This is a genomic window from Acetobacter suratthaniensis (assembly GCF_017377745.1).
Taxonomy (GTDB): domain Bacteria; phylum Pseudomonadota; class Alphaproteobacteria; order Acetobacterales; family Acetobacteraceae; genus Acetobacter; species Acetobacter suratthaniensis.
The window spans coordinates 59,768-85,260 of record NZ_JAFVMG010000012.1 but is presented as its reverse complement, the minus strand read 5'-3'; the positions used below and the strand labels follow the sequence as shown (position 1 = coordinate 85,260).

At 61.9% G+C, this 25,493-nt stretch carries 26 protein-coding genes and 1 tRNA gene; 10 read left to right on the top strand and 17 right to left on the bottom strand.

What is annotated here, in order from left to right; translation table 11 throughout:
• Nucleotides 1–217: 217 nt before the first annotated feature.
• Complete coding sequence (guaA, locus tag J2D75_RS11025; protein ID WP_207854872.1) at nucleotides 218–1,819, bottom strand: glutamine-hydrolyzing GMP synthase; 1,602 nt, start codon at nucleotides 1,817–1,819, stop codon at nucleotides 218–220.
• A 279-nt stretch (nucleotides 1,820–2,098) separates the two neighbouring features.
• Between guaA and J2D75_RS11020 the strand changes: the two genes are divergently transcribed.
• Nucleotides 2,099–2,560: a hypothetical protein gene (locus J2D75_RS11020; RefSeq protein ID WP_243428698.1), complete on the top strand. Its 462-nt coding sequence runs from the start codon at nucleotides 2,099–2,101 to the stop codon at nucleotides 2,558–2,560.
• A gap of 101 nt (nucleotides 2,561–2,661) precedes the next feature.
• Nucleotides 2,662–2,738: transfer RNA gene (locus tag J2D75_RS11015), tRNA-Arg, on the top strand.
• Between the two features lie 140 nt (nucleotides 2,739–2,878).
• On the opposite strand, the gene J2D75_RS11010 is transcribed toward J2D75_RS11015, so the two are convergent.
• From J2D75_RS11010 to rfaD, 10 genes are all read right to left on the bottom strand, one after another.
• Nucleotides 2,879–4,498 (bottom strand): TolC family protein, encoded by a 1,620-nt coding sequence (locus tag J2D75_RS11010; RefSeq protein ID WP_207854871.1) that lies wholly within the window; start codon nucleotides 4,496–4,498, stop codon nucleotides 2,879–2,881.
• Nucleotides 4,495–6,288 (bottom strand): FUSC family protein, encoded by a 1,794-nt coding sequence (locus J2D75_RS11005; protein ID WP_207854870.1) that lies wholly within the window; start codon nucleotides 6,286–6,288, stop codon nucleotides 4,495–4,497. Before J2D75_RS11005 ends, J2D75_RS11010 begins: the two co-directional genes overlap by 4 nt.
• On the bottom strand, nucleotides 6,269–7,345 hold the full coding sequence (mdtN, locus tag J2D75_RS11000; protein ID WP_207854869.1) for a multidrug transporter subunit MdtN: 1,077 nt from the start codon (nucleotides 7,343–7,345) through the stop codon (nucleotides 6,269–6,271). The genes J2D75_RS11005 and mdtN overlap by 20 nt, the downstream gene beginning before the upstream one ends.
• Nucleotides 7,321–7,554: a YtcA family lipoprotein gene (locus J2D75_RS10995; protein WP_207854868.1), complete on the bottom strand. Its 234-nt coding sequence runs from the start codon at nucleotides 7,552–7,554 to the stop codon at nucleotides 7,321–7,323. Before J2D75_RS10995 ends, mdtN begins: the two co-directional genes overlap by 25 nt.
• Before the next feature lie 52 nt (nucleotides 7,555–7,606).
• Nucleotides 7,607–7,903 carry a hypothetical protein gene (locus J2D75_RS10990; RefSeq protein ID WP_243428697.1) on the bottom strand — a complete coding sequence of 99 codons (297 nt, stop codon included), beginning with the start codon at nucleotides 7,901–7,903 and terminating at the stop codon, nucleotides 7,607–7,609.
• A 148-nt stretch (nucleotides 7,904–8,051) separates the two neighbouring features.
• Complete coding sequence (locus J2D75_RS10985; protein ID WP_207854867.1) at nucleotides 8,052–8,996, bottom strand: hypothetical protein; 945 nt, start codon at nucleotides 8,994–8,996, stop codon at nucleotides 8,052–8,054.
• A 2-nt stretch (nucleotides 8,997–8,998) separates the two neighbouring features.
• A complete protein-coding gene (pgeF, locus tag J2D75_RS10980; RefSeq protein WP_207854866.1) occupies nucleotides 8,999–9,796 on the bottom strand; it encodes a peptidoglycan editing factor PgeF in 798 nt (265 codons plus the stop codon).
• Nucleotides 9,793–10,827, bottom strand: coding sequence for a class I SAM-dependent methyltransferase (locus tag J2D75_RS10975; protein WP_207854865.1), 1,035 nt, complete (start codon nucleotides 10,825–10,827; stop codon nucleotides 9,793–9,795). Before J2D75_RS10975 ends, pgeF begins: the two co-directional genes overlap by 4 nt.
• A gap of 9 nt (nucleotides 10,828–10,836) precedes the next feature.
• Nucleotides 10,837–11,703: a prolipoprotein diacylglyceryl transferase gene (gene lgt, locus J2D75_RS10970; RefSeq protein ID WP_207854864.1), complete on the bottom strand. Its 867-nt coding sequence runs from the start codon at nucleotides 11,701–11,703 to the stop codon at nucleotides 10,837–10,839.
• Between the two features lie 122 nt (nucleotides 11,704–11,825).
• The gene (rfaD, locus tag J2D75_RS10965; RefSeq protein WP_207854863.1) at nucleotides 11,826–12,806 is read right to left on the bottom strand and encodes an ADP-glyceromanno-heptose 6-epimerase; all 981 of its coding nucleotides are present in this window, start codon (nucleotides 12,804–12,806) and stop codon (nucleotides 11,826–11,828) included.
• A gap of 124 nt (nucleotides 12,807–12,930) precedes the next feature.
• Between rfaD and J2D75_RS10960 the strand changes: the two genes are divergently transcribed.
• Nucleotides 12,931–13,233 (top strand): putative quinol monooxygenase, encoded by a 303-nt coding sequence (locus J2D75_RS10960; RefSeq protein WP_207854862.1) that lies wholly within the window; start codon nucleotides 12,931–12,933, stop codon nucleotides 13,231–13,233.
• Nucleotides 13,234–13,317: 84 nt separating this feature from the next.
• Here the strand turns inward: J2D75_RS10960 and metF are convergent, their stop codons facing one another.
• The 5 genes from metF to J2D75_RS10935 form a co-directional block, all read right to left on the bottom strand.
• Nucleotides 13,318–14,283 carry a methylenetetrahydrofolate reductase [NAD(P)H] gene (gene metF / locus J2D75_RS10955; protein WP_207854861.1) on the bottom strand — a complete coding sequence of 322 codons (966 nt, stop codon included), beginning with the start codon at nucleotides 14,281–14,283 and terminating at the stop codon, nucleotides 13,318–13,320.
• Between the two features lie 46 nt (nucleotides 14,284–14,329).
• Nucleotides 14,330–15,247, bottom strand: coding sequence for an ArsR/SmtB family transcription factor (locus tag J2D75_RS10950; protein WP_207854860.1), 918 nt, complete (start codon nucleotides 15,245–15,247; stop codon nucleotides 14,330–14,332).
• Nucleotides 15,248–15,377: 130 nt separating this feature from the next.
• Entirely contained in the window at nucleotides 15,378–16,199 is an 822-nt protein-coding gene (locus J2D75_RS10945) for a metal ABC transporter permease (protein ID WP_207854859.1), read from the bottom strand.
• Nucleotides 16,199–17,023 carry a metal ABC transporter ATP-binding protein gene (locus J2D75_RS10940; RefSeq protein ID WP_207854858.1) on the bottom strand — a complete coding sequence of 275 codons (825 nt, stop codon included), beginning with the start codon at nucleotides 17,021–17,023 and terminating at the stop codon, nucleotides 16,199–16,201. The genes J2D75_RS10945 and J2D75_RS10940 overlap by 1 nt, the downstream gene beginning before the upstream one ends.
• Entirely contained in the window at nucleotides 17,020–18,000 is a 981-nt protein-coding gene (locus J2D75_RS10935) for a metal ABC transporter solute-binding protein, Zn/Mn family (protein WP_243428696.1), read from the bottom strand. The genes J2D75_RS10940 and J2D75_RS10935 overlap by 4 nt, the downstream gene beginning before the upstream one ends.
• A gap of 148 nt (nucleotides 18,001–18,148) precedes the next feature.
• Here J2D75_RS10935 and J2D75_RS10930 point away from each other — a divergent pair, with 148 nt between their 5' ends.
• From J2D75_RS10930 to J2D75_RS10920, 3 genes are all read left to right on the top strand, one after another.
• A complete protein-coding gene (locus tag J2D75_RS10930; RefSeq protein ID WP_207854857.1) occupies nucleotides 18,149–18,847 on the top strand; it encodes a transcriptional repressor in 699 nt (232 codons plus the stop codon).
• The gene (locus tag J2D75_RS14460; RefSeq protein ID WP_243428695.1) at nucleotides 18,848–19,450 is read left to right on the top strand and encodes a hypothetical protein; all 603 of its coding nucleotides are present in this window, start codon (nucleotides 18,848–18,850) and stop codon (nucleotides 19,448–19,450) included.
• Between the two features lie 76 nt (nucleotides 19,451–19,526).
• Nucleotides 19,527–20,594, top strand: coding sequence for an asparaginase (locus tag J2D75_RS10920; protein WP_265783015.1), 1,068 nt, complete (start codon nucleotides 19,527–19,529; stop codon nucleotides 20,592–20,594).
• A gap of 92 nt (nucleotides 20,595–20,686) precedes the next feature.
• Here the strand turns inward: J2D75_RS10920 and J2D75_RS10915 are convergent, their stop codons facing one another.
• On the bottom strand, nucleotides 20,687–21,355 hold the full coding sequence (locus J2D75_RS10915) for a histone (RefSeq protein ID WP_207854856.1): 669 nt from the start codon (nucleotides 21,353–21,355) through the stop codon (nucleotides 20,687–20,689).
• 325 nt (nucleotides 21,356–21,680) lie between these two features.
• Here J2D75_RS10915 and mtnA point away from each other — a divergent pair, with 325 nt between their 5' ends.
• From mtnA to J2D75_RS10895, 4 genes are all read left to right on the top strand, one after another.
• On the top strand, nucleotides 21,681–22,787 hold the full coding sequence (gene mtnA / locus J2D75_RS10910) for an S-methyl-5-thioribose-1-phosphate isomerase (protein WP_207854855.1): 1,107 nt from the start codon (nucleotides 21,681–21,683) through the stop codon (nucleotides 22,785–22,787).
• A 5-nt stretch (nucleotides 22,788–22,792) separates the two neighbouring features.
• Nucleotides 22,793–23,305 carry an aminoacyl-tRNA deacylase gene (locus tag J2D75_RS10905; protein ID WP_207854876.1) on the top strand — a complete coding sequence of 171 codons (513 nt, stop codon included), beginning with the start codon at nucleotides 22,793–22,795 and terminating at the stop codon, nucleotides 23,303–23,305.
• Nucleotides 23,306–23,449: 144 nt separating this feature from the next.
• The gene (locus J2D75_RS10900) at nucleotides 23,450–24,331 is read left to right on the top strand and encodes a DUF2272 domain-containing protein (RefSeq protein WP_207854854.1); all 882 of its coding nucleotides are present in this window, start codon (nucleotides 23,450–23,452) and stop codon (nucleotides 24,329–24,331) included.
• A 52-nt stretch (nucleotides 24,332–24,383) separates the two neighbouring features.
• Complete coding sequence (locus tag J2D75_RS10895) at nucleotides 24,384–25,436, top strand: cysteine synthase A (protein ID WP_207854853.1); 1,053 nt, start codon at nucleotides 24,384–24,386, stop codon at nucleotides 25,434–25,436.
• Nucleotides 25,437–25,493: the final 57 nt, after the last annotated feature.

Genomic DNA, 25,493 nt, shown 5'->3' with positions numbered 1-25,493 from the left:
CCTAATACCATGGCACCCACAAAATGTCCGACATGGTATTAACAAAAATCATGGCATCAGACACAGTCAGTGCCACGCACTATGCTATAAAAAATAACTGCTTGGCGATACCGTTCGGTGCCAGACAATACCGGACCAAAAAACAAAAAAGCCCGCACTCCTGCGGGCTTTAAGGCACTTTCATGCCGGGTGATGCTACCCTATGCCAGACGCGGAATCATTCCCACTCGATGGTGCCGGGGGGTTTGGAGGTGATGTCGTAGGTTACGCGGTTGATGCCGCGCACTTCGTTGACAATACGTCCGGCCACGCGGGTCAGGAACCCCATGTCGAAGGGATAGACATCGGCGGTCATGCCGTCCGTGCTGGTGACAGCGCGCAGGGCGCAGGCCTGATCGTAGGTGCGGCCATCGCCCATTACGCCCACGGTGCGTACCGGCAGCAGCACGGCAAAAGCCTGCCAGATGGCATCGTACAGACCGGCAGCGCGGATTTCTTCAAGGAAAACGGTATCCACCTTGCGCAGCAGATCCAGTTTTTCCCGCGTGATCGCGCCGGGGATACGGATGGACAGACCCGGGCCGGGGAAGGGATGACGCCCGACAATGTTTTCGGGAATACCCAGCTCACGGCCAAGGTCACGCACCTCGTCCTTGAACAGTTCGCGCAGCGGTTCCACCAGCTTCATGTTCATGCGCTCAGGCAGACCGCCCACATTGTGGTGCGATTTGATGGTAACGGACGGCCCGCCGGTAAAGCTGACGCTTTCGATCACGTCCGGGTAGAGCGTGCCCTGTGCAAGGAACTGCGCGCCACCGAGCTTGGTTGCCTCTTCCTCGAACACCTCAACAAACAGACGGCCAATGGTCTTGCGCTTGATTTCGGGGTCGGTCACGCCATCGAGCGCTGACAGGAAGATGTCGGACGCATCGCGGTGGACAAGGCGGATATTGAACTGACCCTGAAAGGTGCTGACAACCTCCTCGGCCTCACCCGCGCGGAGCATGCCGTGATCGACGAAAATGCAGGTAAGCTGATCGCCAATGGCTTCATGGATCAGTACGGCCGCTACAGAGGAATCCACACCGCCGGACAGGCCGCAGATCACATGGCCAGTGCCGACCTGTTCACGAATCCGCGCGATTTCCATGTCGCGGAAACCCGCCATGGTCCACGTGCCCGAGCAGCCTGCAACATTATGCGTGAAGTTGCGCAGCAGAGCCGCACCGTGGGGGGTATGCACCACTTCAGGGTGGAACTGCACGCCATACAGCCTGCGGCCTTCATCCGCGATCACGGCAAAGGGCGCACCTTCGCTCACGGCCACGGTACGGAAACCCGGCGGCAGGGCGGTTACGCGGTCGCCATGGCTCATCCACACCTGTTCGCGGCCACCCCGCGCCCATGCGCCACGGAACAGGGCGCAGTCTTCGACAATATCGACAAAAGCGCGGCCGAACTCACGGTGGTCGCCGCTTTCCACTTCCCCGCCGAGCTGCTTGCACAGGGCCTGCTGCCCGTAGCAGATGCCCAGCACGGGTACGGCCATGTCAAACACCGCATCGGGAATGCGCGGCGCATCCGGGCCATTTACGCTGGCCGGGCCGCCAGAGAGAATGATGCCGCGCGGGGCAAAAGTCTTGATCCGCGCCGGGTCGGTGGTGAAAGGCCAGATCTCGCAATACACACCGCTTTCGCGCACACGACGGGCGATCAGCTGTGTCACCTGGCTACCAAAATCCAGAATCAGAATACGATCCTGATGCAGGGTTTCATCCAGCGTGACAGAGGAAACGGGCGCGGTGGGGGCAGCGGACATGGGCTTGCTTGTCTTTCCAGGCGGCTTGGGTGACGGTGCGGAACCGGTTTACCCTGTTTCATCTACAAGGGTGGTTCTCGGGTATCAACCAGCCAAGGCGGGGTTACGGGTTACTTCGCTTTGACAGGGCCGGGTATAAAGCCATGCCTTCCCTGCGTCACCCACAAAAACTACCTGTGGGCGGACAGGTCCGTGGTCATGGCTTGCCCGCAACACCGAAGCGCCGCACAGTCAGGTGCGGATTGTTGTCCGGTTTTCTCTGGTTTGAGGGGTCTTGCCATGCTTCGTTCTTTCTTGCGCACGCTGCGGTCGGGCGCTGTTTCACGCAGGGTCTGTGCGCCACTGGCAGGGCTTGCGGTTATTCTGGGTGGCTGCGCGGTGGCGGGTGCGCCGGGGCTGGCCCCCACGGCGCATGCAACCAGCGCGGCGGAAGACCCCTATGGCGACTGGGTGGGCATGCTGGTGCGCGAGAAGGGTAGCAACTGCCCGACTGCGGAAGAATCGCTCATGCAGATTATGCCCAAGCACATACTGTTTGCACCGCAGACAGGAACGCTGGTGCTGAGGGGCGTGCCCGACAAGCAGCGGCAGCATTATCATGCGCAGCTTGTTCTACAGGACAACAAGGATCACCCCGTGGTGCTGGTGTTCGAGGCGCATCCCGTGGGGGATACGTTCGAGGGCGTTTATGGCGCGGCGGATTGCCGGGCGCATATCACGTTGAAAAGGCCGGGAAAGTAGGGGCGACTGCGGATTTTTTGGCTTTGTGCAAAAAAAATGAAAAAAACTGCATTTTCAGGCTTGTCGACCCCGCCAAGCTCAGCTAGAAACCGCCTCACAGCGCACCCGTAGCTCAACTGGATAGAGCACCAGACTACGAATCTGGGGGTTAGGAGTTCGAGTCTCTTCGGGTGCACCACAATTTTTCCTGAAAAATTGAACGCTTTTCACCAGACATGCGGATAACGCATTCGTCTGGCGAATGGCTTTTTGCTGTCTTGTTCAGTGCGCAGTATGGGGTTTTATAGCTCCGGCGCTTCTGTGCCGGGGCGCGTGGCTTCAGGGGGGTGGTTCCATATCCTGTTGTGGCGCGTTCATGGTCTGGGCATCGCCCAGTGCGCCGGTGGCGAAGGCCAGCCCTGCGGCTGCCATCAGCGAGGCGTAATAGGCATCTGAACGGCTTATATCCGCATCAAGTAACCCGTTGCCTGCCAGTTCTGTCTGGGTAATGGAGCCAACGCCGCTGCGATAGGCCGCAAGCGCGGCATCAAAACCAGTATGCGAGGCAACAGAAAGCCTGTTGGAGGCCGTATAGGCGCTCAGGCTGGTGTGTAGTGCGTTTTCCGCCATGACAATCTGTTTGATGGATTCATTGACGGTCTGCCGCAACGTGGCTTCTGCGCTATCGGACTGATCCTGCGCGCGTTTGACGGCTGCCGCCCGCAGGCCACCATCAAAGATGGGAATGCTGATGCCGCCAAGCAGCAGGGTGCTGAAGCGGTTGCCCGACAGGTTGAGGGTGGACGTGCTGTCACTGCCTGCGCTGGGCATGGAGGTCAGGTTCATGCTGCCCGTGGCGTAGGAGACGTTGCCGACCATGAATATGCTGGGCAGAAAGGCGTCACGCGCGGCAGTAATGCGGTTGCGTGCGGCCCGCGCTGCGGCATAGGCGGCCAGTACGTCGGGCCTGCGGGCCACGGCCTGTTTGACCATGTCATCGCTAAAACGCACATCGTCCATGGTGAGCGGGCGGCCAGAGACATCTTCAAGCTTGATCTGGGATGAAGCCGAGGCACCGGTTTCGCTCAGCAGGGCCATGTAGGTGTTCTGCTCCTGCCCTTCGGCCTGAACAAGGCGCAGGTTGACCTGCGCCGTAGCCTGCTGTGCCTGTGTTACGTCAACAATCGTACCCTGCCCCTGCTTGAGCCGTGCTTCGGAGGCTGCCTGTATGCGCTGGGCATTCTCTAAAGAGATGTGCAGGAGCGCGACCCGGTTTGCCGCCGCCGCATGGGTATAAAAGGCGACAGTAACCGCGTAGATGATTTTCTGGTGGGTGGCGGTAAACAGCACGTTTGTCGCAAGCTGGAGTTCGCGCGCACCACGCACAAGCGCTTCGCGGCGGCCGAAGTCGAACAGCAGCCATCGCAGGCCCAGTGTCTGGACTTCGCCCGTATTGGTGTTGCGGTGCCGGGGAGAGCCGTCAGCATTGAAGGAATAGGCGTTATTGATGTCCAGTGCGGCGTCGTTGGTCTGCCCGTCACTATGGGAGATCCCGCCTACCACGGTTGCGGTCAGGTAGGGCAGGTAAGTGCTTTTGATCATGCCCACGGCCAGCGCCGAGTCACGGGCGGTGTTCCAGGCTACGCGGGTTTGCGGGTTGGAGGACTGTGCCGCGTCAATCAGATCGGCCAGTGTATAAGGGCGCCCGCCCTGTGGGGGCAGGAGGGGTGAACTGCCGAGTGTGACCACATGCGGGTCGGAGGGCAGGGTATAGCCGGGGGGAAGGGCCAAGCCTTTTTTACCCCCCATGCGGGCCGGTACAATACTGCCATCGGCTGTGGTGTCGGGTTGCCACGGCTGGTTGGGGGCGGCGGGGGCTATGGCGAGTTCCGATGGGGCGCAGCCAGCCAGTATGCTAGCCAGAACCGCCATTAGCGCTAGGGGGTGGCGGGCCTTCATGGCGTCAGCTTTTCAAGGGCTGTAATCCGGGGGGTCGGGTCGGAGCCGGTGCCTTCGAGAATATCGGTGCCGATCTGCTCGGCACAGGGAAAAGCTTTCTGAAATGTATCAAGATTTTTCATGGTCTGTCGCATATGGAGCGGCTCCGCAAGGGCGTATTCAACCTGACGCTCGCCCAGTGAGAGGGCGGATTGCAGATCCGCCATGATGTTGGCCCGTGCCTGTGGCCCAATAGCCTGACGGAGTTTGCCCAGTAGGGTTGTAACCTGCCGCAGGCGGGGCGCTATGTCTGCATAGGCGGTTGTAGGCCAGAAGGTGGTAAACACGGCATAGGTTATGAAATTGCCGACAAGAATACCAACAATACGGTCGCGTGCGGTGGTCATGTCTGTTGTGGGGCCAAAGCCGGTCAGGTCGCTCAGGTAAAAGGCAAGGCCGATCTGAAAGCCAGCATAGGCAATGCGCTCATCGCCCGTTTTGACCCATGCCGCCAGAAGTGAAACCACGAAGATCAGCACCAGAAAAGCCGTAATGCCCTGCATGTGCGGCAAGACAAAAATGATCGAGAGAATACCGATTGCACCACCAATACAGGCACCGATGATACGCAGCGTCAGCTTGGCGATCATCTCCCCCATAGTGGGGAGGGCGACGATAAAACAGGTGATGATGCAGGTATGAATGCCCGGCCAGTTGATGGAGCGGAAAAAAACATAGCTGATCATGACAGCCGTTGTACCTTTGAGCGCAAACCGCACATGCTCGGGGTTGCTGAAGGCATCGGGTGTGAAAAAGCCGCTTTTTTCCTTTTTTTCGGTCTGAGCGGGCGGTGTGGGGGCTTCTGGCTTGGTAAAAACCGTAAGCTGCGCAGCAATGGCGCGCAGGGCTGGCTGGCTGGCGGGAATGTCAGGCACGGTAATATCAACCGGGTAGCTTTTGCCTGAAAAAATCTCGGCCATTTCATCAAGTGTTGCAAGCAGGCTGGGGGGAACGTCGCCTGCTTCGGTCTGTGCCGCATGAGCCAGCGCCAGAAGGGTGACGGACGCATTGGCCGCTTGATGCAGGCAGGCGAGGTCAGCCGGTTTCCACAGATATTCCAGCTTGGCCATGCGCAGGGCCTTGAGCATGTCCTCGCCTCCTGCGCGCATCAGCAGGGTGGCATGGGTTTTCTCTGCCGGGCTTGCGCCCCTGAGCAGCGTGGCGCTGGTGCGAAGGCGTACTGCAATGCCTTGTGCCGCGATCTGGCGGGGTGAAGGGCAGATCAGCATCCCAAGCACCACCATGACCGCACCCGGCACAAGCAGGAACAGGTCAGTATAAAGCAGGGCGCGGGTAATGATTTCCCCAACAGGGACTTCTTCTACCGCAACCAGCCCGTAAATAATGATCAGCCCCAGCATATAGGCGACAGGCTTGAGTTTGCTGGCAGAGCCGAGAAAGAAAAAACAGAAACTCAGAACCGTAATATACGCCACAAACACGATGGGTTGCCCCAGAGTGAGGCACACACCACCGTAAATGGCGGCAAGCAGCACCACCACCAGCAGGTTGAGGGCGACACCCGCCACCGCATTGGTCACCCGGTCTTTCTGCCACAGGGCCAGCGTTACCAGTGCGGGCACGCCAAGGTCTGGCACCTGCCAGATTTCCCCTATCAGAACAGTGGCGGTGCATCCGGCGGCCACGCGCACGGTGTAGCTGAGCCGCCCATCTCCGGGGTCACGGATCAGCGCCCATAACCGCGCGGCGTAACCGGGCGGGTTGGGGCGCTCAGTGACAGGCGGCGCCATGGCGGATCTCGACCGTGGCGGTGGCCCCCATGCGCATCAGCAGCGGAGGCGGAGAAACAAGGTGGATCCGCACAGGAAAGCGCTGGGCGACATGCACCCAGTCCATTTCGCGCAGAACCAGCGGCAAGGCGCGGCCCGCGCCGCTGGAATCGGTGGTTAACACCCCCCAGCCGATACTGTTTACCCGGCCTTCAATCGGGTGTTTGCGGTCGATCATGGAATAGATCGTGGCGCACTGTCCGGGGCTGACAGCGGCCAGCGTGGTTTCGCGCAGGTTGGCCACCGCGTACCATGCATCATCACTGATCAGGGTAAACAAGACCTGTGAAGGAATAAGGATTTCGCCGGTTTTCACCCGCAGGCTGGTAACATAGCCATCTGCCGGGGCCACAACGCGTGTCTGGCGCAACTCATAACGGGCGCGTGCCAGAACAGCCTGACTGGCGGCCAGTGCTGCCTCGGCGCTGGCCAGATCGCCAATGGCGACAGTAGCAGCGCTCGACTGCTGCCGGGCCTGCGCTACGGACAGTCCGGCATCGCTCTGCACCACACGTGCCTGATCGTATTGCTGCCAAGGGATGAAGGACTGCGCGGCCAGTGGTGCCAGCCGCGCGGTGGTGCGGTCGGCCAGAGCGCGGTTGCTTTCAGCTTTGCTGAGCTGGGCACGGGCTGTTGCGGCCTGTGCTTCCCGCACCGCCAGAAAGCGCTTCTGGTTGGCCAGTTCGGCTGTAGCCAGCGCCATATTGGCTTCGGCCTGTTTGACGGTCAGCTCATATGGTTCGGGATCAATCAGGTAAAGCGGCTGGCCTTTATGAACATGCTGGTTTTCCTGCACGCTCAATTCGATCAGCCGTCCGCCTACTACCGAAGCGACATGCACCACCTCGGCCTCAAGCGACGCGCTGTCGCTGGAGGGGTAGGCCTTGTTGCGGTGCGCAACATACAGGCTCGCCAGCGTAGCGGCGAGGATACACAGCAGCGCAATCAGGATACCGCCGCGTTTTCTGGTGGTCATGGAGACCTGCTTCATGCTCATGGCCCAAACACCCCGACCCATAGTGCCAGAGCGCCCAGAACCCCTAGCGATACATAGGTAAACAGGCGCAAGCTTAACAGCCTATCAAGGTTTGTAAAAATAAACGCGGTACGCAGCCCGATTGCGGTTGCGACACCAAACAGGGCGCACACCATCCATGCGGGAAAATAAGCGCCCACGATAGGGAAGGAGGGGGCTTCGCGGCTCATGCACCCACCAAGCAGGCTCATGAGCGGCAGTATCGCAAAGGGGCGAAAAAATGCGTTTATGGCTTTAATGGTTTTATTCCGTATGGCTTTTTGTTTTTTTATCGGCTTTGCCCTTGGCGGGCGGCTCAGGCTTGAACATGGCCTGACAGCCGGGAGAAAGCTGGTCAAACTTCTTTTGCATGCACGCGGTTATCTTGCGTTCATTGGGAATGTAGAGGGTACACAGCCGCAATGCGTCTTTTTTGCAGGCTTTGGTCTGTTCATCGCGCGAGGCGTTCTGTGCCTGCGCATAGGGCAGTCCTGATAAAAGCAGGAAAACCGCCGGAAGAACGATAGCGCCTTTTTTCATGATACGGGTGGTCTGGGGCATGATCGTCTCTCCTCGGGGTGGGCTGGTTTTGTGGGCGAGGCAATCTTTCCACACAGTGGATTAAAAAAGGCTTGATCTAAAGAAAATAATAACGTGTGCCACCGTTAATTTCCAACTTATCTGCTGATACGGGCCGAAGGGCCGCGTATCAGGGGGCTGGTGGCGGCAGGGGCGTGTTGGTGCGGCCTGAATACCGGTCGATAATCTGCCGTGTGGCGGCAGCGGCTTCCTGCGCGGTGTTGGGGGCTGTGTCTCCCCAGTCTCCATCGAGTGCATGGGCGTGGATGTCATGCAACTGCGTAATGCCCCCGGCCTCTTGTCCGGCTGCATCATGCAGTGTCCAGATTATATCCAGATGCTGGCGGGCCTGCCCATCGCTATCGGGCGGGGCATCGCTTACGCGCACGGCGCAGTTCAGGATGTAGTCTGCCTGCGCACGGTGGTGGGTCAGCGTATCGTGGGCATCGGGCAGGGCGGTGCGAAAGGCGTTAGCCAGCGCAGTGTTGCCCTTGCCGGGCGCTCCTGTAACCCCGCTGAAGAAAATACGGGCAGGGCGATGTTTCAGGCTGTTGGGGTCTTTTTCCATGGCCGCGGCCTGAATGCCGGTTAGCAGGCTGGCAATACGCGGTGCGGCATCCTGCGCTACGGCGGACAGGACAGCAGGGCTGATTGTGCCGCCATCCGCGCCGCTGGCTGAGGGCCAGAGGTTCTGGGCAATGCCAGCCCCATCCTGACTGGCGCGCGGCGCGTTAGCCGGGGTCATGACGGTATAGACGGGAATGATCTGCCCACCTGCCTGCCGCGTCTGCAGGCGTAGCCACCATGCGCCTGCCGTGGCGGGCCGGGCCGTAGCGGGAATGCTCTGCCCTTCAAGTGCCTGCGCCATATCGGCCGCCCAGAGCTGTGCCGTGGCGGGGGCAAGCCCCGTTGTGGTTGGCGCGGGGATATCGAGCCGGGACGGAGCGCTTGCGCGTGGTGGGGCTTGTGTCGTGTTCATACAGCCCCCCAATGCCAGCAGGGCCAGCAGGGCCAGCAGGAGCGGGGGGGCTGTGTACGGGCCAAATACGGTGGGCAGACGTATGGCGAGGCGCATGCTCAGGCCGCCCGCCGGGGCGCTATGGCGGAAATCTGGTGGCCGATTGGCCCGCCTCCGGCCAGAGTGCGGCGGCGATGGCTGAAAAACCGCTGCGTATCAGGCAGGGTGTCCATGCCCAGCGTTACCGCCCGCCCTATGCCTGCGCGCTGGAGGCGGAACACGCACCACCCCGCCAGATCAAACTGGTAATGGCCCACCCTATGACCGGGAGCAAAAAAGGTGGCGGCCTGCCTGTCACCCGCCAGTATGGCGCTGTGCATGTCTTCCGCCGTTTCGTAGCTTTCCTGCGCGATACATGGCCCCACTACGGCGTGGATGGCGCTGGCCTGGCCCCCAAGGTGCAGCATGGCCGCCAGCGTGGCCTCAAGCACACCGGCCAGTGCGCCGCGCCAGCCTGCATGAGCAGCCCCGACGATGGTGCCGTCCGTGGTGCTGAACAGCACCGGCGCGCAGTCAGCTGTAATCACGCTAATGGCAAGGTCAGGCTGGTTGGTAACCAGGGCATCGGCCTGTGCGCCGCTGCCCGGCGCCCAAGGAGCCTGCGCGGTTATAACCTGCGGCCCGTGCACCTGTGTGACCCCCAGCAGGCTGTCCGGCACTACGCCAAAATGGCCAGCAACGCGGCGGCGGTTTTCCATCAGATTTTCGGGTGTATCGCCCGAGCGCATGGAGCAGTTGAGGCTGGCGTAAGGCCCGGTGGACACCCCACCCTCGCGCGTGAAGAAGCCATGCCGCGCCTGCCCGAGCAATGGGCTGGTGAGGGGAGAAAGCCGGGATGTATCCGCGCCGGTTGTCATGCAGGTGATCCTTCTTCAAAACCCGGTGGGGCAGGCAGGCCGGGGGAAAGTAGTGCCATGACCCGGAACAGGTGGCCCATTTTTTCTGGCGCGGCCAGCCGCTCCGCACCGCTCAGTAGCGCCGGTGCCTGCTGGGGGGCGGCTGCGGCCAGTTGCGCCGTGCGTTCCATTAGCCCCAGTCTGCGCAGGAAAACACCTTGGGTCAGCGTGCCGTATACGCTGGCACCGGCTTGCCGGGCGGCTGCGCCAAAGGCGGTAAAATCGACATGGGCGGTTAGGTCGGCCTGTCCTGCGGCCTCCAGCGGGGCAGCGGGGCGCGCATGACGCAGAGCCTGTAGCGAATCCCCTGTAAGGGTCGAGGCATGGCCGTAATCAATGAACAGGGCCGCCCCCGGCGTGTGGGCAAGGCGCTGGCCCAGCCATGCGGCAATGGCCAGTGCGGGTTCGCACACCTCCACGAGCGTATCGGCTTCCAGTATGCGGCCATCGGGCAGAACAGGGGCGGGGCTGGGGGTCAGGTAAAAGCGCTCATCGGCCACGTGGCGTTCGTGCCAGCCTTCTGGTTTGTGGACAAACTGGCGGATGGGCAGGGCATCAAGGAACTCGTTGGCCAGCAGGATCAGAGGGCCACCGGGCAGGGTTTCCAGCCGGTCATGCCAGTGGGGTGGGGTCGGTAGAAAGGCCCGGAGGGCTTGGGCCTGTGCTGCCCGCATGAGGGGGGAGGTTTCGACAAGATGCACCTGCATGGCCTGCGCCATAGCCGGGCAGGTGCGGGTAATCAGGCGCAGGGCATCGGCCATGAGCGTGCCGCGCCCCGGCCCCGCTTCAGCCAGAATAAAGGCGGCGGGCCGCCCCATGCTCTGCCAGACAAGAACAGCCCATGCTCCGAGCAATTCGCCAAAAACCTGACTGATTTCCGGGGCGGTAATGAAATCCGACAGCAGGGGGGTGTTTGCGTAATACCGGGCGTTGGCGCGCGCCATGAAGTGATCAAGCCGTTCGGCATGAGGGGGCAGCGCGCAGCCGGTCATGGCCCGGCCCTAGCCTTTCGCCGGAGGGGGGCTGTTGGCGCTGGTCTGCGGGCCGGTTACGGGCTGGCCCGCATAAGGCGGATGGCGGCGTGCGTAAATCATCAGGGCGATACCGGCCGCGAACATGGGAATGCACAGCAGCTGCCCCATGGTGATCCCGCCTGCCAGATACCCCAAAAACGCATCGGGTTCGCGGAAGAATTCGCAAAAAGAACGCGCACAGGCATAGCCAGCAAGAAACAGCCCGGCCAGAAAACCCGGCCGTGCGCGGATGCTGCGCTGGCGCGAGGCAATGAACAGTATCGTAAACAGGAGCAGGCCTTCTGTCAGCGATTCATAAAGCTGCGAAGGGTGGCGGGGGATCGGCCCGCCATCGGGAAAAATCATGGCCCAGGGCAGGTTTGCGGGCGCTTCACGCCCCCATAGTTCGCCATTGATGAAATTGGCCACACGGCCCAGCCCCAGCCCGATCGGCACGGCCACCGTCACCCTGTCCGCAAAGGCCAGAAAATTCAGCCCATAGCGCCATGTAAACAGCCACATGGCGGCCACAACCCCGATAGCCCCACCGTGGAAAGACATCCCGCCATGCCAGACTTCCAGCATGGCCAGTGGGTGGGTGAGGTAATATGAGGGCTGGTAGAACAGGATATAGCCCAGACGTCCGCCCAGCAGCACGCCCAGTGTCACCCATGTCAGGAAGTCGTCGGCCTGTTCGGTGGTGGCCGCGCGCGGGGCCAGCAGCACCAGACGGCGCAGCAGGGTAATGCCCAGTATGATGCCCAGAATATAGGACAGGGCATACCAGCGCACGGAGAGTGGCCCGAAATGCACCAGAACGGGGTCAAACTGCGGGAACATCAGAACAGGCAACATGCAGGCGATCCGATTGCTGTAAGGCCCTGCGGGGCAGGGCCGGAAAAAATGGCAGGCCCGACAGGCAGGCCCATAAATGCGAAACGCTAAGGGGGCGGGCCTGTCAATGCCAGCCGGACGTATCAGAGATAAGGCTGCGATGTCGCCAGATAGTCCTGTATATAATGGCGTATGCCTTCTTCGAGCGGGGTGAACGCCTCGGTATAACCCGCGGCGCGCAGGCGCGTGAGATCAGCCTGTGTATAGGACTGGTACTGGCCTTTAAGGCTGTCGGGCATGTCCATAAAGGTAATGCGCCGTTCCATGTTTGCAGCATCACAGACCGCGTGCGCCATGTCCATATAGGTGCGGGCCTGCCCGGTGCCGCAGTTGAACAGGCCGTTGACCGAAGGTGTGTCATACAGCCACAGCATGATCTTGACCGTATCCCCCACCCAGATGAAATCGCGCGCCTGCATGCCGTGGGGCAGATCCGCCTTGCTGGAGCGGAACAGCCGCACGGGGTTGCCCGCGCGCAGTTCATCGTATTTGACCTTCACAACCGAAATCATGCGGCCTTTGTGGTATTCATTGGGGCCATAGACGTTAAAGAACTTCAGCCCCGCCCATTGTGGCGGCGTGGGTTCGCCCCGTTCGACCGCGCGCAGCACCTGCTGGTCAAAAACATGCTTCGACCAACCGTAGAGATTGAGCGGCTCAAGCTGGTCGAGCCGTTGCGGGTCGTCGGAAAAATGTTCGGGTGTATCAACCCCGCCATAGGTTGCGGCGGATGAGGCATAGAAAAAGCGCACACGGGCTTGTGTGCACCAGCGCCACAGCATGCGCGACAGTTCCACATTGGTGCGCCACACTGCATCACCATCGCGTGCGGTGGTCTCGCTTATGGCCCCCATGTGGAAGATGGCTTCCACCCGACTTTCGGTTTCAAGGAAGGCGGGCAGTTCGTCAGGAGTAATCAGCCGGGTTGGTGGATGACCCGCGATATTGCGCCATTTTCCTTCATTTCCCAACCAATCGACAATAACCGTTTCGTGCCCGCGTGCGACCAGGGCCGCCTGCAGGCATGAGCCGATGAACCCGGCCCCGCCCGTGATGATGATCATGGAAGCATACTATAAAGGCAGACCATACAGGCTCCAAGACGGCAAATCCGTCTGCCAGCGTGTAGCCAGAGCGGACGGGCTTGCCTACTATAGACTGTATCGATCCCTGTGGAGATGAATTTTCATGAGCGATGTCATTACAGTTGTAGCCATTGTCAAGGTAAAGCCGGGCCACGAGGCCGAAGTGGCGCAGGCCATGACCGACTGCGTGGCGGCTTCCCGCGCGGAGGCGGCCAACAGCCAGTATATTCCGCATCAGGATCTGGAAAACCCGCACACCTTCGTATTTACCGAAAAATGGGCCAGCCCTCAGGCTCTGGCCGACCATATGGAAACGCCGCATTTCAAAGAGATGGCCGCCCGGTTTGAAGGCAAGCTGGCAGCACCTCTTGAAGTCTATACCCTGCGCCCGCTGCCCGGCGTGTAAGGCGCTGCGTGCAGGGGGTGTTCTTGTCCTGCACGCAGCCTGCCTGAGTGCGTTTGTGCTCGGGCGCGCATCGGCCCGGCTGTTTCAGGCCGGTGCGTTTTCAGGGCAGGGGTGTCGGCCCAGCAGGCGGCAGAGTGCCGCGCTGGGGGCAGTCTTGTTCAGCGTATAGAAATGGAAATGTGTCACCCCTTCCGCCCGAAGCTGGCGGCATAGCTCACCCGCCACGGCGGTTGTGACCAGTGAGCGGGTTTCGGGGTGGGCATCCAGCCCGTCAAAGAGGCGCCGCATCCATAGCGGGATATGGGCTCCGCATTGGGCAGCAAACGTGTAGGCCTGTTCGATATTGGATATGGGCAGGATACCGGGCACGATTTCTGCCGTAATGCCTGCCGCGGCTACCCGGTCACGAAAGCGCAGGAAGGTTCGCGCTTCGAAAAAAAACTGTGTGATGGCGCGTGTCGCCCCCGCATCCAGCTTGGCTTTCAGGTTATCCAGATCCGCCTGTGCGCTGGCTGCTTCGGGGTGGGTTTCGGGATACGCCGCGACTGAAATCTCAAACGGCGCAATCTGGCGCAGACCGCGCACAAGGGCTGCGGCATTTTCATACCCGCCGGGTGTGGGGATAAAACGTGCGCCGGAAGTCTGGCCGTTCTGGGCTGGCGGGTCGCCACGCAGGGCGACGATATGCCGCACTCCCTGCGCCCAGTAGGTGCGGGCTACGTCATCGACCTCTGCACGGGTTGCATTGACGCAGGTCAGGTGTCCGGCCACGGGGGCTCCGGCTTCCTGCGCGAGTACGGCTGTGGCGGCTAACGTGCGTTCACGCGTGGAGCCACCCGCCCCGTAGGTGACGGAAACGAAGCGCGGCCCCAGGGGGGCGAGGCCGCGTGCTGTCTGGTGCAGGGCTGCGGCCATCTTGTCGGTTTTGGGCGGAAAAAACTCGAAGGAGACCGCAATATCCCCTTCTGGCCCGCGTGTGGACAGGTCAGGGCCGAGTGGGTCAAGGTTGAGCAGTTCGGCGGCAAGTCCGGCGCCCGGCTGAAACGGCATGAGAGGTCTGGCTCCGTAGGTGAAAAATATTGGGTGAGGATGCGTGCTAGAGGCGGCGGCCCATCCAGAGCCGGACAGTTAATGGCCCTTCAAGGCGGATGGTCTGTGCGCAGGCCAACCCGGCATCATGAAACCAGCCGCGGATCTGGGTGTCGCTGAAACCGGCATGCACATGGGCATGGGCATCGCGCAGGGTCTCACGCGGATGGGGGGCAAAATCCACAATCAGGAGGCGGCCACCGGGTGACAGAATGCGCGCTGCCTCGCTGATGGCGGCGGCAGGGTGCTGCACCGCATGAAGCACCTGATGCATGAGGGCCAGATCAGCCGCCTCGGCGGGGAGTGGCAGGGCATACAGGTCGCCCTGTCGCAGGGCAGCCCGCTCCAGCCCGGCGGCGGTCAGCTTGGCGCGAGCCACGCGCAGCATGGCGGGGCTGCGGTCAAAACCGGTCATGCTGGCGGCCTGCGGGGCCAGTAGCTCCAGCATACGCCCCGTGCCGGTGCCAATATCGACCAGATGCGTTATGGCCTGCGTGCCGATCAGGCGGCGGATAGCGCTTTCCACATCCTGTTGTGCAACATGGAGCGAGCGAATGGCGTCCCACTGGGCGGCATGGGCCTCGAAGTAATCCTCTGCCTCGGCGGTGCGGGCTGCGCGCACGCTGCCAAGCCGCTGTGCATCGGCCGCCAGTTCCGGGTCGGCGGGCCATTGGTCTATCATGGTATAAAGCGGGGCGGCTTTTTCGGGGTTGTCCAGAGCCAGAAAAACCCAGTTGCCTTCTTTGCGGCGGGTAATCAGCCCGGCCTGTACCAGAATTTTGACATGACGGGAAACACCCGGCTGACTTTGCCCCAAAACCTGAGCGAGTTCGCCCACGGATAACTCCATATCGCGGAGCAGGGCGAGAATACGCAGGCGTGTCTGGTCAGCCAGAGCCTGAAAAATAACGAGGGGCGAAGACATTCCAAATTCTATATAACGACATAGTTATATACGCAATGAACTTTATAGCGTGAAAAAATGCAGAAACAGGCCGCTCTCGCTCCTATGTTGGAGAGAGCGCAAGAGACGGTGCGGCGTTTGTCAGGGTGTTTCAGGGCGTGGTGAGCACGGCCACGCTCCGGCCTGCCAGCAGGCGGGAGAGTAAGCAGGAGGCCGCAAAAGCGGCACAGCCCAGTGCGGCAATCCAGAAGACGGCGGGCCAGCCTGTCTGCCAGGACAGGGCCAGCCCGGCCCATGCTTCGGCCAGCGCCAGCAGGGCCGCACTGGCCATGCCGGTCATGGGGCCAAAACCCAGCCGCAGGGTAGCCGCCGCCGGGGCGATCATCAGGGTAAAGACAAGCAACACCCCCGTAATCTGGGCACACTCTGCCGTAGCCAGCGCCACAAGGGAGAGAAACAGCACATCAAGCAGGCGCAGCCTGACGCCGCGCGCTTCAGCGACATCGGGCTGGAGGGAGGCAAAAAGCAACGGGCGCGCCAGCACGGCCAGCCCGGACAGGCACAGCAGGCTCAGCCCCCCAAGCCCCCACAGGGTGCCTGCGCTGATTCCCAGAATATCGCCAAACAGGAGCGATGTTGCGGCCCCGGCGGAACGGGTAAGGAAATGCAGGCAGAGTGCCCCCACCCCCAGTGCGAGGGACAGCACAAGCCCGATCACCACATCGCGCCCCAATGCGCGCTGCCCGGCAAGGCCCATGGCCACGCCGCCCAGCACCGCGCCGCCACCAAAACCTGCCAGAGCGGGCATACCCACCAGCAGGGCGGCGGCGGCTCCGGCAAACCCGACATGGGCCAGCGCGTGGCTGGCAAAGCTCTGGCCACGCAGCACCAGAAACCACCCAACCGGGCCGCACACGAGCGAGACCAGAAACGCCGCCATAAAAGCCGTACGCATGAATTCATAAGCAAGCATTAGTGGGCATGTCCTGTGCAGTCGCAGGCATGCAGCGTATCGCCCCCGCCTTCCGCCACCACGAACAGGCGGCCCTGAGCGCGCACGACTTCTACCGGCGCGCCATACAGGGCGCTGAGGGCGGGGGTGGTCATGACTTCATCCACCGAGCCAAGCAAAGCCTTGCCGTGGGCGAGATACAGCACGCTATCCATAAAACCCTCCAGGGGGTTGATGTCGTGGGTGGAAATCAGCACGGTCAGGTTGCGCTGGCGGGCCAGATCATGGATGCGGCGGGCTGTCTGGCGCATGCGGGCGGGGTCGAGGCTGGCCAGAGGTTCATCGAGCAGCAGCAGGCGGGGGGAGTCGAGCAGTGACTGGGCCAGCAGCAGGCGCTGGCGCTCCCCACCGGACAGACTGGCGACGGGGCGGGCAGCCAGTTCCTGCGCATCCACCGCCGCCAGAGCCGCATTCACCTGTGCACGGGCCTGCGGCGTATGCCATGGTAACCCCCAGCGCTGGCCACGCAGGGCCGAGGCAACCATGTGCCATCCACTGATCTGCCCCGCCACCATCTGGCGTGACTGCGGCATGTAACCAATGGCTGACCGGCCCGGCTGGGTGGTGTGTCCGCTGACGTGCAGGCTACCGTGAGAGGGCGTATCCAGCCCCAGAATGGCTCGGAACAGTGTGGTTTTGCCAGCGCCATTCCCCCCGAGCACAGCGACAAAACGACCCTGAGGGATGCTGAAGCTGACGGAATCCAGCACGCGCCGTCCATCGCGCAGAATGCTCAGGTCTCGTGCTTCCAGAATGGCGGGCGGCGCCTTGCCCTGCTGTGTCATGGCTGTTTTTCCAGCAGGTGTGCCGTCTGCCGGGCAATGGCGCCGATCCAGTCCTGCCAGTGAGGCGGGTGGCCGGTGCCGGGCTGGCCATACGGCAGGGTGGAGGGCAGCATTTCCGTCAATGCCAGAGAGGGAATGCCCAGCGTGTCCGCCTGCATCAGAAGCGGCATGACAGCCGGTTCTATCATCTGTTCATTGTAGGCCAGCAGATGCAGGCTGTGGGTGCTCAGATCGTTTTCAAACCGGGCAATGTCGGCTGGAGCGGGCTCCACACCATTCATGATGGCGGTCTGGAAAGCCTGCTCCTTCATATCCAGCCCCATCTGTTCGGCCAGCGGGTCAAACAGGGGTTCCGTTGCGGCGACAGTGCGCCCTGCCACGCGGGTGCGTATGGCTGCGATCTGCGCATTAAGCTGGGTGATGGACTCCAGCACAGCCCGGCCACGCTGGGCATAGGCGCTGGCATGGGTGGGGTCTGCCTGTGCACAGGCGGCTTGCAGGCGCGTGACAAAATCGGCCACGGCGCGCGTGTCAAACCATAGATGCGGGTTGCCGCCCGTATGCCAGCCGGGCCACGAATCGGCACGGATAATACGCTCGGCAGGCAGGCCCGCAGCATCGGTCAGTTTGCTGGCCCATGTATCGTATCCTGCGCCGTTCATGACTACCAGCGTGGCATCGGCCAACTGGCGGGCATCGTCCGTGCTGGGGGCGTAAAGATGCGGGTCCACCGTGGGCGAGGCCAGCAGCGCGGTAACCGTCATGTCTGGTTCGGCAATCTGCGCCGCCAGATCGCCCCATGTATTTTCTACCGCGACCAGCTTCAGGGTGCCGTGGGCGCTTGCTTCGTTGTTGGTTACGACAGGTGCCAGCAGGAGCATCCATAACAGGCCAGCCCGCAACAGGTGAGCATGGCGGCGTTTCTGGTAGCGTGGCAGAGGGTGCTGGTCTCTGTATTTGCCCTGTCGGCGTGTCATGTGGGCATGGCTTATGCTGGTTCCCTGAAAAGAATGTAATAATATTACATCCGTTCAGCCCTTTCGTCACCTCCCTGTGGTGTGTTCATGTCTGGTCTTCCGCTGGCAGCTCGGTTAGGCTACCAAAGAACGAGAACGGAAGATGAACATGCCCCGCACCCCGCACCCAGCCCGCTCGCGTAACCCGGCCCCGGCTACAGCCGATGGCGCGCCCGTATCCACCGGGGGCGTCTCTGCGGCGCAGGCGGCTGATTCGTATGGTTTTTCCGAACATACGCGCGGGCTGCTTGAGTGCGCCGCAACACTCTGCGCCCGGCAGGGAGGGCGCATGACACCGCAGCGCCGCGATGTGCTGGGTCTTATCCTGCAGGCCGATGCGCCGGTGGGGGCGTATGATCTGCTTGAACGGCTGCGTGTTTCCGATCGCAGGCCAGCGCCGCCGACCGTGTATAGGGCGCTGGATTTTTTGCTTGAGCACGGATTGATCCACCGGATCGAGCGGCTGTCTGCTTTCGTGCCGTGTACCCATCTGTCGCATGAGGGCGAAGGTGATACCCATGCCCATGATTTCCCGGCCTCTCAGCCCATGCAGGGTGGGGCTTCGGCCTGCGGGCATGAGCATGGGGCCTGCGGCGTGCATGCCGCCCAGTTTCTGATCTGTCGCGCGTGCGGGGGGGTGACGGAAATTGCCGACACGCCGCGTATTCTGGACATGCTCCGCACGGTCTGCCGTGAAAAGGCTTTTACCATGCAGAGTGCATCGGTTGAGGTGGAAGGGCTGTGCGCGACCTGTGCCGGGCGGCAGGGCAAGGCAGACGGCGTGCAGGGAGCCGGAACGGAACAATGAATGGCCAGAAAACCGGGTTTCATTCCTGAACAGCCGGGTTTTTCCGGTTTTGACCGGGTGGCGCCGCCACAGGGTGCAGGCCGTGCGCGGGGGCGTACAGGTGGGCCGGGCCGTGTGCCGTTGCGCCAGCAAGGCGGTGGTGGCCCGGGGGTGATCGGCCCCGTGGCGGCAGCAGATGCTTCCAGCGTGGGGGGCGTGCTGGCAGCGGGTTGTCAGGCGGATCTGTTTTCTCTGCCCCTGCCGCCTTTGCCCCGGACTGTTTTTTTGCCCGAAGAAATACGCCTTAGCCCTGTCGCGGTGGCGTCCTTAAGTGGGCGGGCGGGTGAGGACGGTTTTCTGTATCTGGTGGAGACGCAGGGCCGGGCGGCCCGGCTGCTGGAACACGGCCTGCCGCTAAGCCGCCGCACTCCGCTTATGCTGACCGAGCGGGGTGGGGTGGTGCCATGGCTGGCATGGTTGGATGAAACCCGCGCCGAGGAGCAGGAGAGCGGCCCCGGCATGGTGCTGCGCCTGCGCCGTGCGATGGTGGCGGAGGCGCTGGAGGCGGAGCCTGATCATACAGCCGCGTTTTGCGCCCCCTGTTACTGGCTGAGTGGCGCCTGAGGGTTCTTGCCGGATTGTGGTGTAGCCCTATGCTGCGGCGGATCAAGAGTCCCTGACAGCCAATGGAGCCACGGCCGTGAACCAGAATACACCCTTTTCAGCCTGCTCGTCAGACGTGCTTGCGGGGGATGTCCTGCTGGCGGAAACAACGCGCGGTGGTCGGGTGGAATCCCGCCATTATGGTGCCGTGGCGGTGGTGGATGCCAGCGGGCGGACAGTTTTTGCGGCGGGCGATGTCGCAACGGCCATTTTCCCCCGCTCGACTGTCAAGGCGTTGCAGGCGCTGCCTTTGCTGACAGAGGGGGCTGCTGCCCGTTTTTCCCTGCCTGATGCGGCTCTGGCGCTGGCCTGCGCCTCGCATCAGGGGGAGCCGGAGCATGTTGCGGTTGCGACCGACATGCTGGCCCGTGCGGGGTATGATGATGGTGCGCTGGAATGCGGTGTGCACTGGCCACTAGATGGCACGGCGGCGCGAGCGCTGGCGGTTTGTGGCCAGCCAGCCCGTGCGGTGCATAACTGCTGTTCTGGTAAGCATGCCGGTTTTGTCTGCCTGTCCTGTGCGGGTGGGCATGACCCGGCAGGCTATGTCGGGGTGGAACACCCCGTTATGCAGACTGTTGCCCATGTGCTGGCGGATGTAACCGGCATTGCCCACACCCATGATAATCAGGGCACGGATGGCTGCGCCATTCCCACATGGGCTGTACCGCTGGATGCCCTGGCGCTGGCTTTCGCCCGGTTTGCCACTGGACAGGGGCTGGGTGCTACCCGTGCAGAGGCCGCAGCGCGTCTGCGGGCGGCTATTGCGGCCAATCCCTTCATGATTGCTGGCACGGGCCAGTTCGATACCCGTGTAATGGAGGCTTTGGCCCCACGCGTGCTGACCAAAATGGGCGCTGAGGGCGTTATGGTCGTGGCATTGCCGGAGCAGGGTCTGGGCATTGCCGTGAAATGTCGGGATGGAGGCGTGCGTGCGGCAGAAACAGCGGCCGCGGCCCTGATTGCCCGTTTTGGGAAAGAGGATAGCCCGGTACTGCATCATTACATGCGGCGCAGGCTGGTGAACTGGAACGGTCAGCCAGTAGGCGAATTGCGTGCAGCCTCCGCTCTGGCGGGGGACTGCCTGCCTGAAACTGCCAGTTAAAACCGGCGAGAATAAAGCCGGGTCAATCAGCTCAGGCAAGGGTGCCGCGCCCGGCAGGAAAAATGTCCTGCCGGGCGCGTGTTTTTTGTAGCTCAGCCTTTGGTCGCGCGGGTGCGCTTTGCCGGGGCGGCCTTGCGCTTGCCACGGGTCGGGGCTGCCTGCTCGGCGGCTTCGGCTGCGAGGCGCTCATAACGCTTGCTGCGGCGGCGTTCCTGCACGAGGCGCAGCTTTTCAACAGCGGAAATAGCGTTGCTGGCCGAAGCGGTTTCCGCTGCGCGGCGGGTGCTTGCTTTGGGGGCGGGCTTGGCAGCAGCGGCTTTAGCCGGTTTTGCGCTGGCGCGGGTCGCCTTGGGGGCGGGAGCAGCGACAGCTTTTGCAGCAGGCTTTGCAGCGGTTTTGCGCGTGCTCTTGGCTGGCGCTACAGGCTGGGCGGCGGCTTTCTGCACGGTTGCGGCGCGGCCAGCGGTTTTTGTTTTGGCCTTGGTTTCGGTTTTTGCAACGGGCTTGGCCGCAGCTTTGGTGGTCTTGCGTTCGGCCTTCGGGGCGGCCTTGGGTGCGACAGCCTTGGCAGCGCGTGAAGCCGGAGCCGCTTTCACGGCTTTTGCCGTGCGGGTTTTGCGGGTGGTGGTCGGCTCAACCGGAGCGGCAACGCTCTCGGTTGCGATTGCCTTTGCCCGTGGCGCACGTTTTTTGGGAGCAGGTGCCGGGGCGGTTTCGGGGGCTGCGGCTTTTGTCGTGCGGCGCTTGCGGGTTTCACTCATTGTTAATCTTCCTTCAAGGCATGTTTTTGATTGTTCGTGAACATGCAACGGGTTTTCTGATAAAGAAAAAATCATGCCCCTTACCCGCGAGGACATGCCGCGACAGATGTTTGGGCTGTTCCCGCTCTACATAACAAAAACTACCGAAAATGCAAAAAATACTGTACAAAGGCATGAATAAATATCAGTCCCTAATATGATCTTGCCGTTATCTGTTCTCTGACTGTTCTTGTTGGGGTGGAGTGTTGCCCGTGCCGGGTTGTGGCTTTATGATCGGGGCTTCCGTTTTCTTCATGTTTTGCCTTCGGGGCTTGAGAGTAATTCCATGAAAATCAATGGCACCCCTTACCGCAGTGTCTGGGTCGATGAAAAAGACGGCTGGAGCATTCATATTTTTGACCAGACCCGTCTGCCGTTCGCGCTGGATATTCTCACGCTTGTCACGCCCGATGAGGTGGCCCACGCCATTCGCACCATGCAGGTGCGTGGTGCGCCGCTGATCGGGGCTGTGGCGGCGTACGGGCTGGCGCTGGGGTTGCGCAATGCAGCCGATGACACGACGCTGGAGCAGACGGCCGCCATGCTGGCTGCCACCCGCCCCACGGCGATAAACCTGCGCTGGGCCATTGAAAGAATGCTGACCCGCCTGCGCCCGCTCACCCCGACTGATCGCGCGGCCGCAGCCTATGCTGAAGCCGGGCTGATCTGTGATGAGGATGCAGCCCAGAACGAAGCCATTGGCCGTCATGGGCTGGAACTGCTGCGCGCGCTGGCGGCCGGGGGCAAGCGTGTCAATATTCTGACGCATTGCAATGCAGGCTGGATTGCCACCGTGGATTGGGGTACGGCGCTGGCGCCTATCTATATGGCCCATGATGAAGGGCTGGATGTGCATGTCTGGGTTGATGAAACCCGCCCGCGTAATCAGGGGGCTGCCCTGACAGCATGGGAGCTGGGTAGCCACGGCGTGCCGCATACCGTTATCGCGGATAACGCGGGCGGGCATCTGATGCAGCATGGGCAGGTGGATATTGTCATTGTCGGCACCGACCGCGTGACCCGCTCGGGCGATGTCGCCAACAAGATTGGCACCTATCTCAAGGCGCTGGCCGCGCGGGATAATGATGTGCCGTTCTGGGTTGCGCTGCCCTCCACCACCATAGACTGGACGGTTGCAGACGGCATAAGCGAAATTCCGATCGAGGAGCGCGCGGCCTCGGAAGTGACGCATGTTGGCGGACGTGATGAGGCAGGCAATATTACGCGCGTGCAGATCACGCCTGATGGCAGCGGCGCCGCAAACCCGGCTTTTGATGTTACGCCCGCGCGGCTGGTTACAGGGCTGATTACGGAAAAGGGCTGCTGCCCCGCGACACAGGCGGGCCTGCTTTCGCTCTTTCCCGAATTTGGCAAGCAGGAACCCGTCGCTTGAGCGGTATGCACACGCAGGATAATCCCGTGGCCGAGCGCTTTGATACGCCTTCCACCCGGTTTTTGGATGCACATGGCATTGCTTATGTCATGCACGATTACGAGTATGTTTCCGAACCGGGCAAGGTTGGGCTGCATGCGGCGGAAGGCATTGGTATGGAGCAGGGGCATGTGTTCAAGACCCTGCTGGCCGAAATTGATAAAAAACGGGTCGTATGCGCGGCTATTCCGGTTCACCATCGGGTGGATCTGAACCGGCTGGCCGCCGTGTTCGGTGGGAACAAGGCGCGCATGCTGCCCCCGGAGCGGGCTGAAAGTCTGACTGGCTTTCAGGTTGGCGGGATCAGCCCGTTTGGTGGACATGCCGTCCTGCCTGTGGTGTTCGATGCCAGTCTGGCCGGTCTGGACAGGCTGTATATCAACGGGGGCGGCCGCGGGCTGGTGGTGGAACTCGCCCCCGAGGACGCCGTGCGCTGTGTGCAGGGTGTTCTGGCTGAAATCAGCACACCGCCGGGCTGAGATGCTTCCGAGTTCAATGGACACGCTGGGGCGGATGTTCCATTGTAGTCGGGATGCGGGAGGGGACGTGTTTTCCACTCCTGCGCTTTGGGGCGGCTGCACCGGGCAAACCGTCTCAGGGCTTCTGATCTGGTAGGAAAAACGATGTCGCGCGCGCCTTACGCCGTTCTTCTGGCTCCGCTGTGTCTTGCCGCCTGTGCAACCAGCCCATCAGCCCCGGTGGGGCAAGGACACTGGCCGGGGGCCGCGTCTTCAAACTATGGCGGCCATGTGCCGGATTTTGCCACCCGTAATTATGAGCCATTCAACCGGCAGGATGTGGTGGCCATTGCCATGCGCGAATGGCGGATGTTCGGTAGCCCGGTCAATGATGACAACCCGCTGGACCGGCCCGAGCCGGAAAGTGCCGCCATCAAGCCCGAGCGCGCGCCGGGTCTTTGGCAGCGTGTGGGCGAATACTGGTGGATCGGCATGGGGCCGGACATGAAGGAAGCCGCCTGGACAGGCAAACATGATGGCAGCGGCGCGTTGTTCCGCTTCGAGCAGGATGGCAGCTACGCTTGGTCGGCGGCGTTCATTTCCTATGTTATGCGTGTGGCGGGGGCGAATGACCGTTTCCCGTATTCTCCCAACCACGCCACCTATATTAATGCTGCGGCGTCCGGGCAGTCCCCTGTTCTGCGCGCCCATGATCCGGCCCAGTATGCCCCCCGGCCGGGCGATCTGGTGTGTGTTGCCCGTGGGGCCAGCCGGACTACGGTACGGTTTTCCAGCCTGCCCACCGCTTACGGCTTTCCGGCGCATTGCGGCTATGTGGTGGCCACAGGGCAGCGGGGCCAGCCTTTTGGCCAGCAGATCAGTATTATCGGCGGTAATATAGACGATGCCGTGGCCCTGACCCACGCCCCCGTGGACAGCAATGGTCTTTTGGCTGCACCCTCAGGCAGTTACGATCCGCGCTATCCTTGGTGCGCGGTGCTTGAGGTGGTATATGATGCTGAACAGGAACCGGATGCAGGTCAGTAATCCGGGTTCCGTTTGGTCCGCACGCACAGACAGTATTTTCAAGGCAGAGCAGATGACCGATCGCGCCGTTTCTCCCTCTCATCCCGGCTGGAAAACCCTTTCCGCTGATATGCCCGCCGCTGTGGGGGGGACGCCGCTTGTGCTCCTGCGCCGCGCGTCTGAGGCCACGGGCTGTGAGATATACGGCAAGGCCGAGTTCATGAACCCCGGTGGTTCGGTCAAAGACCGCGCGGGGCTGGCCATTATTGAAGATGCGGAAAAGCGCGGCATTCTCAAGCCCGGCGGCACATTGGTGGAAGGGACTGCGGGGAATACCGGCATCGGCCTGACGCTGGTGGCCAATGCGCGTGGGTATCGCTGCGTTATTGTCATGCCCGAAACCCAGAGCCGCGAGAAAATCGGCTTTCTGCGGATGATCGGTGCCGATCTGCGGCTGGTTCCGGCCAAGCCGTATCGTGATCCGGGCAATTACGTGCATGTTTCGCGCAGGCTGGCTGAGGAAAATGGCTGGGTCTGGGCTAATCAGTTTGACAATCTGGCCAACCGCGAAGGCCACCGCGCCACCACGGCGCAGGAAATCTGGCAGCAGATGGATGGGCGGATTGATGCCTTTACCTGCGCATGCGGCACGGGCGGCACGCTGGCCGGTACGGCGCTGGGCCTGCATGATGCGGCAGCCCGCGCAGGGGTAAAGCCCCCGCGCATTGTGCTGGCCGACCCAGAAGGTTCGGGCCTGTATGGCTGGGTCAAGAATAACGACCTGTCGGTTGAGGGATCGTCCATTACCGAAGGCATTGGCCAGTCGCGTGTGACGGGCAATCTTGAAGGCGCGCCGATTGATGATGCCGAGCGTATCCCTGACCCCGAGGCGCTGGATATCATTTACGGTCTGCTGGGTGAGGAAGGGCTGTCGGTCGGGGGGTCTTCGGGTATCAATGTCGCGGCGGCTATCCGCACGGCGCGTAAGCTCGGGCCGGGGCACCGGATTGTCACTATTCTGGCAGATGGCGGGGCACGCTACGAGTCCAAGCTGTTCAACCCGGCGTTCCTGAAGGAAAAAAATCTGCCGGTGGCGCCGTGGCTTATCACCGGGGCTGAAGGCTGAGCAGCCTGGACAGCCTGAGGCGATAGAAAAGAAAAAGGGGCCATTGGCCCCTTTTTT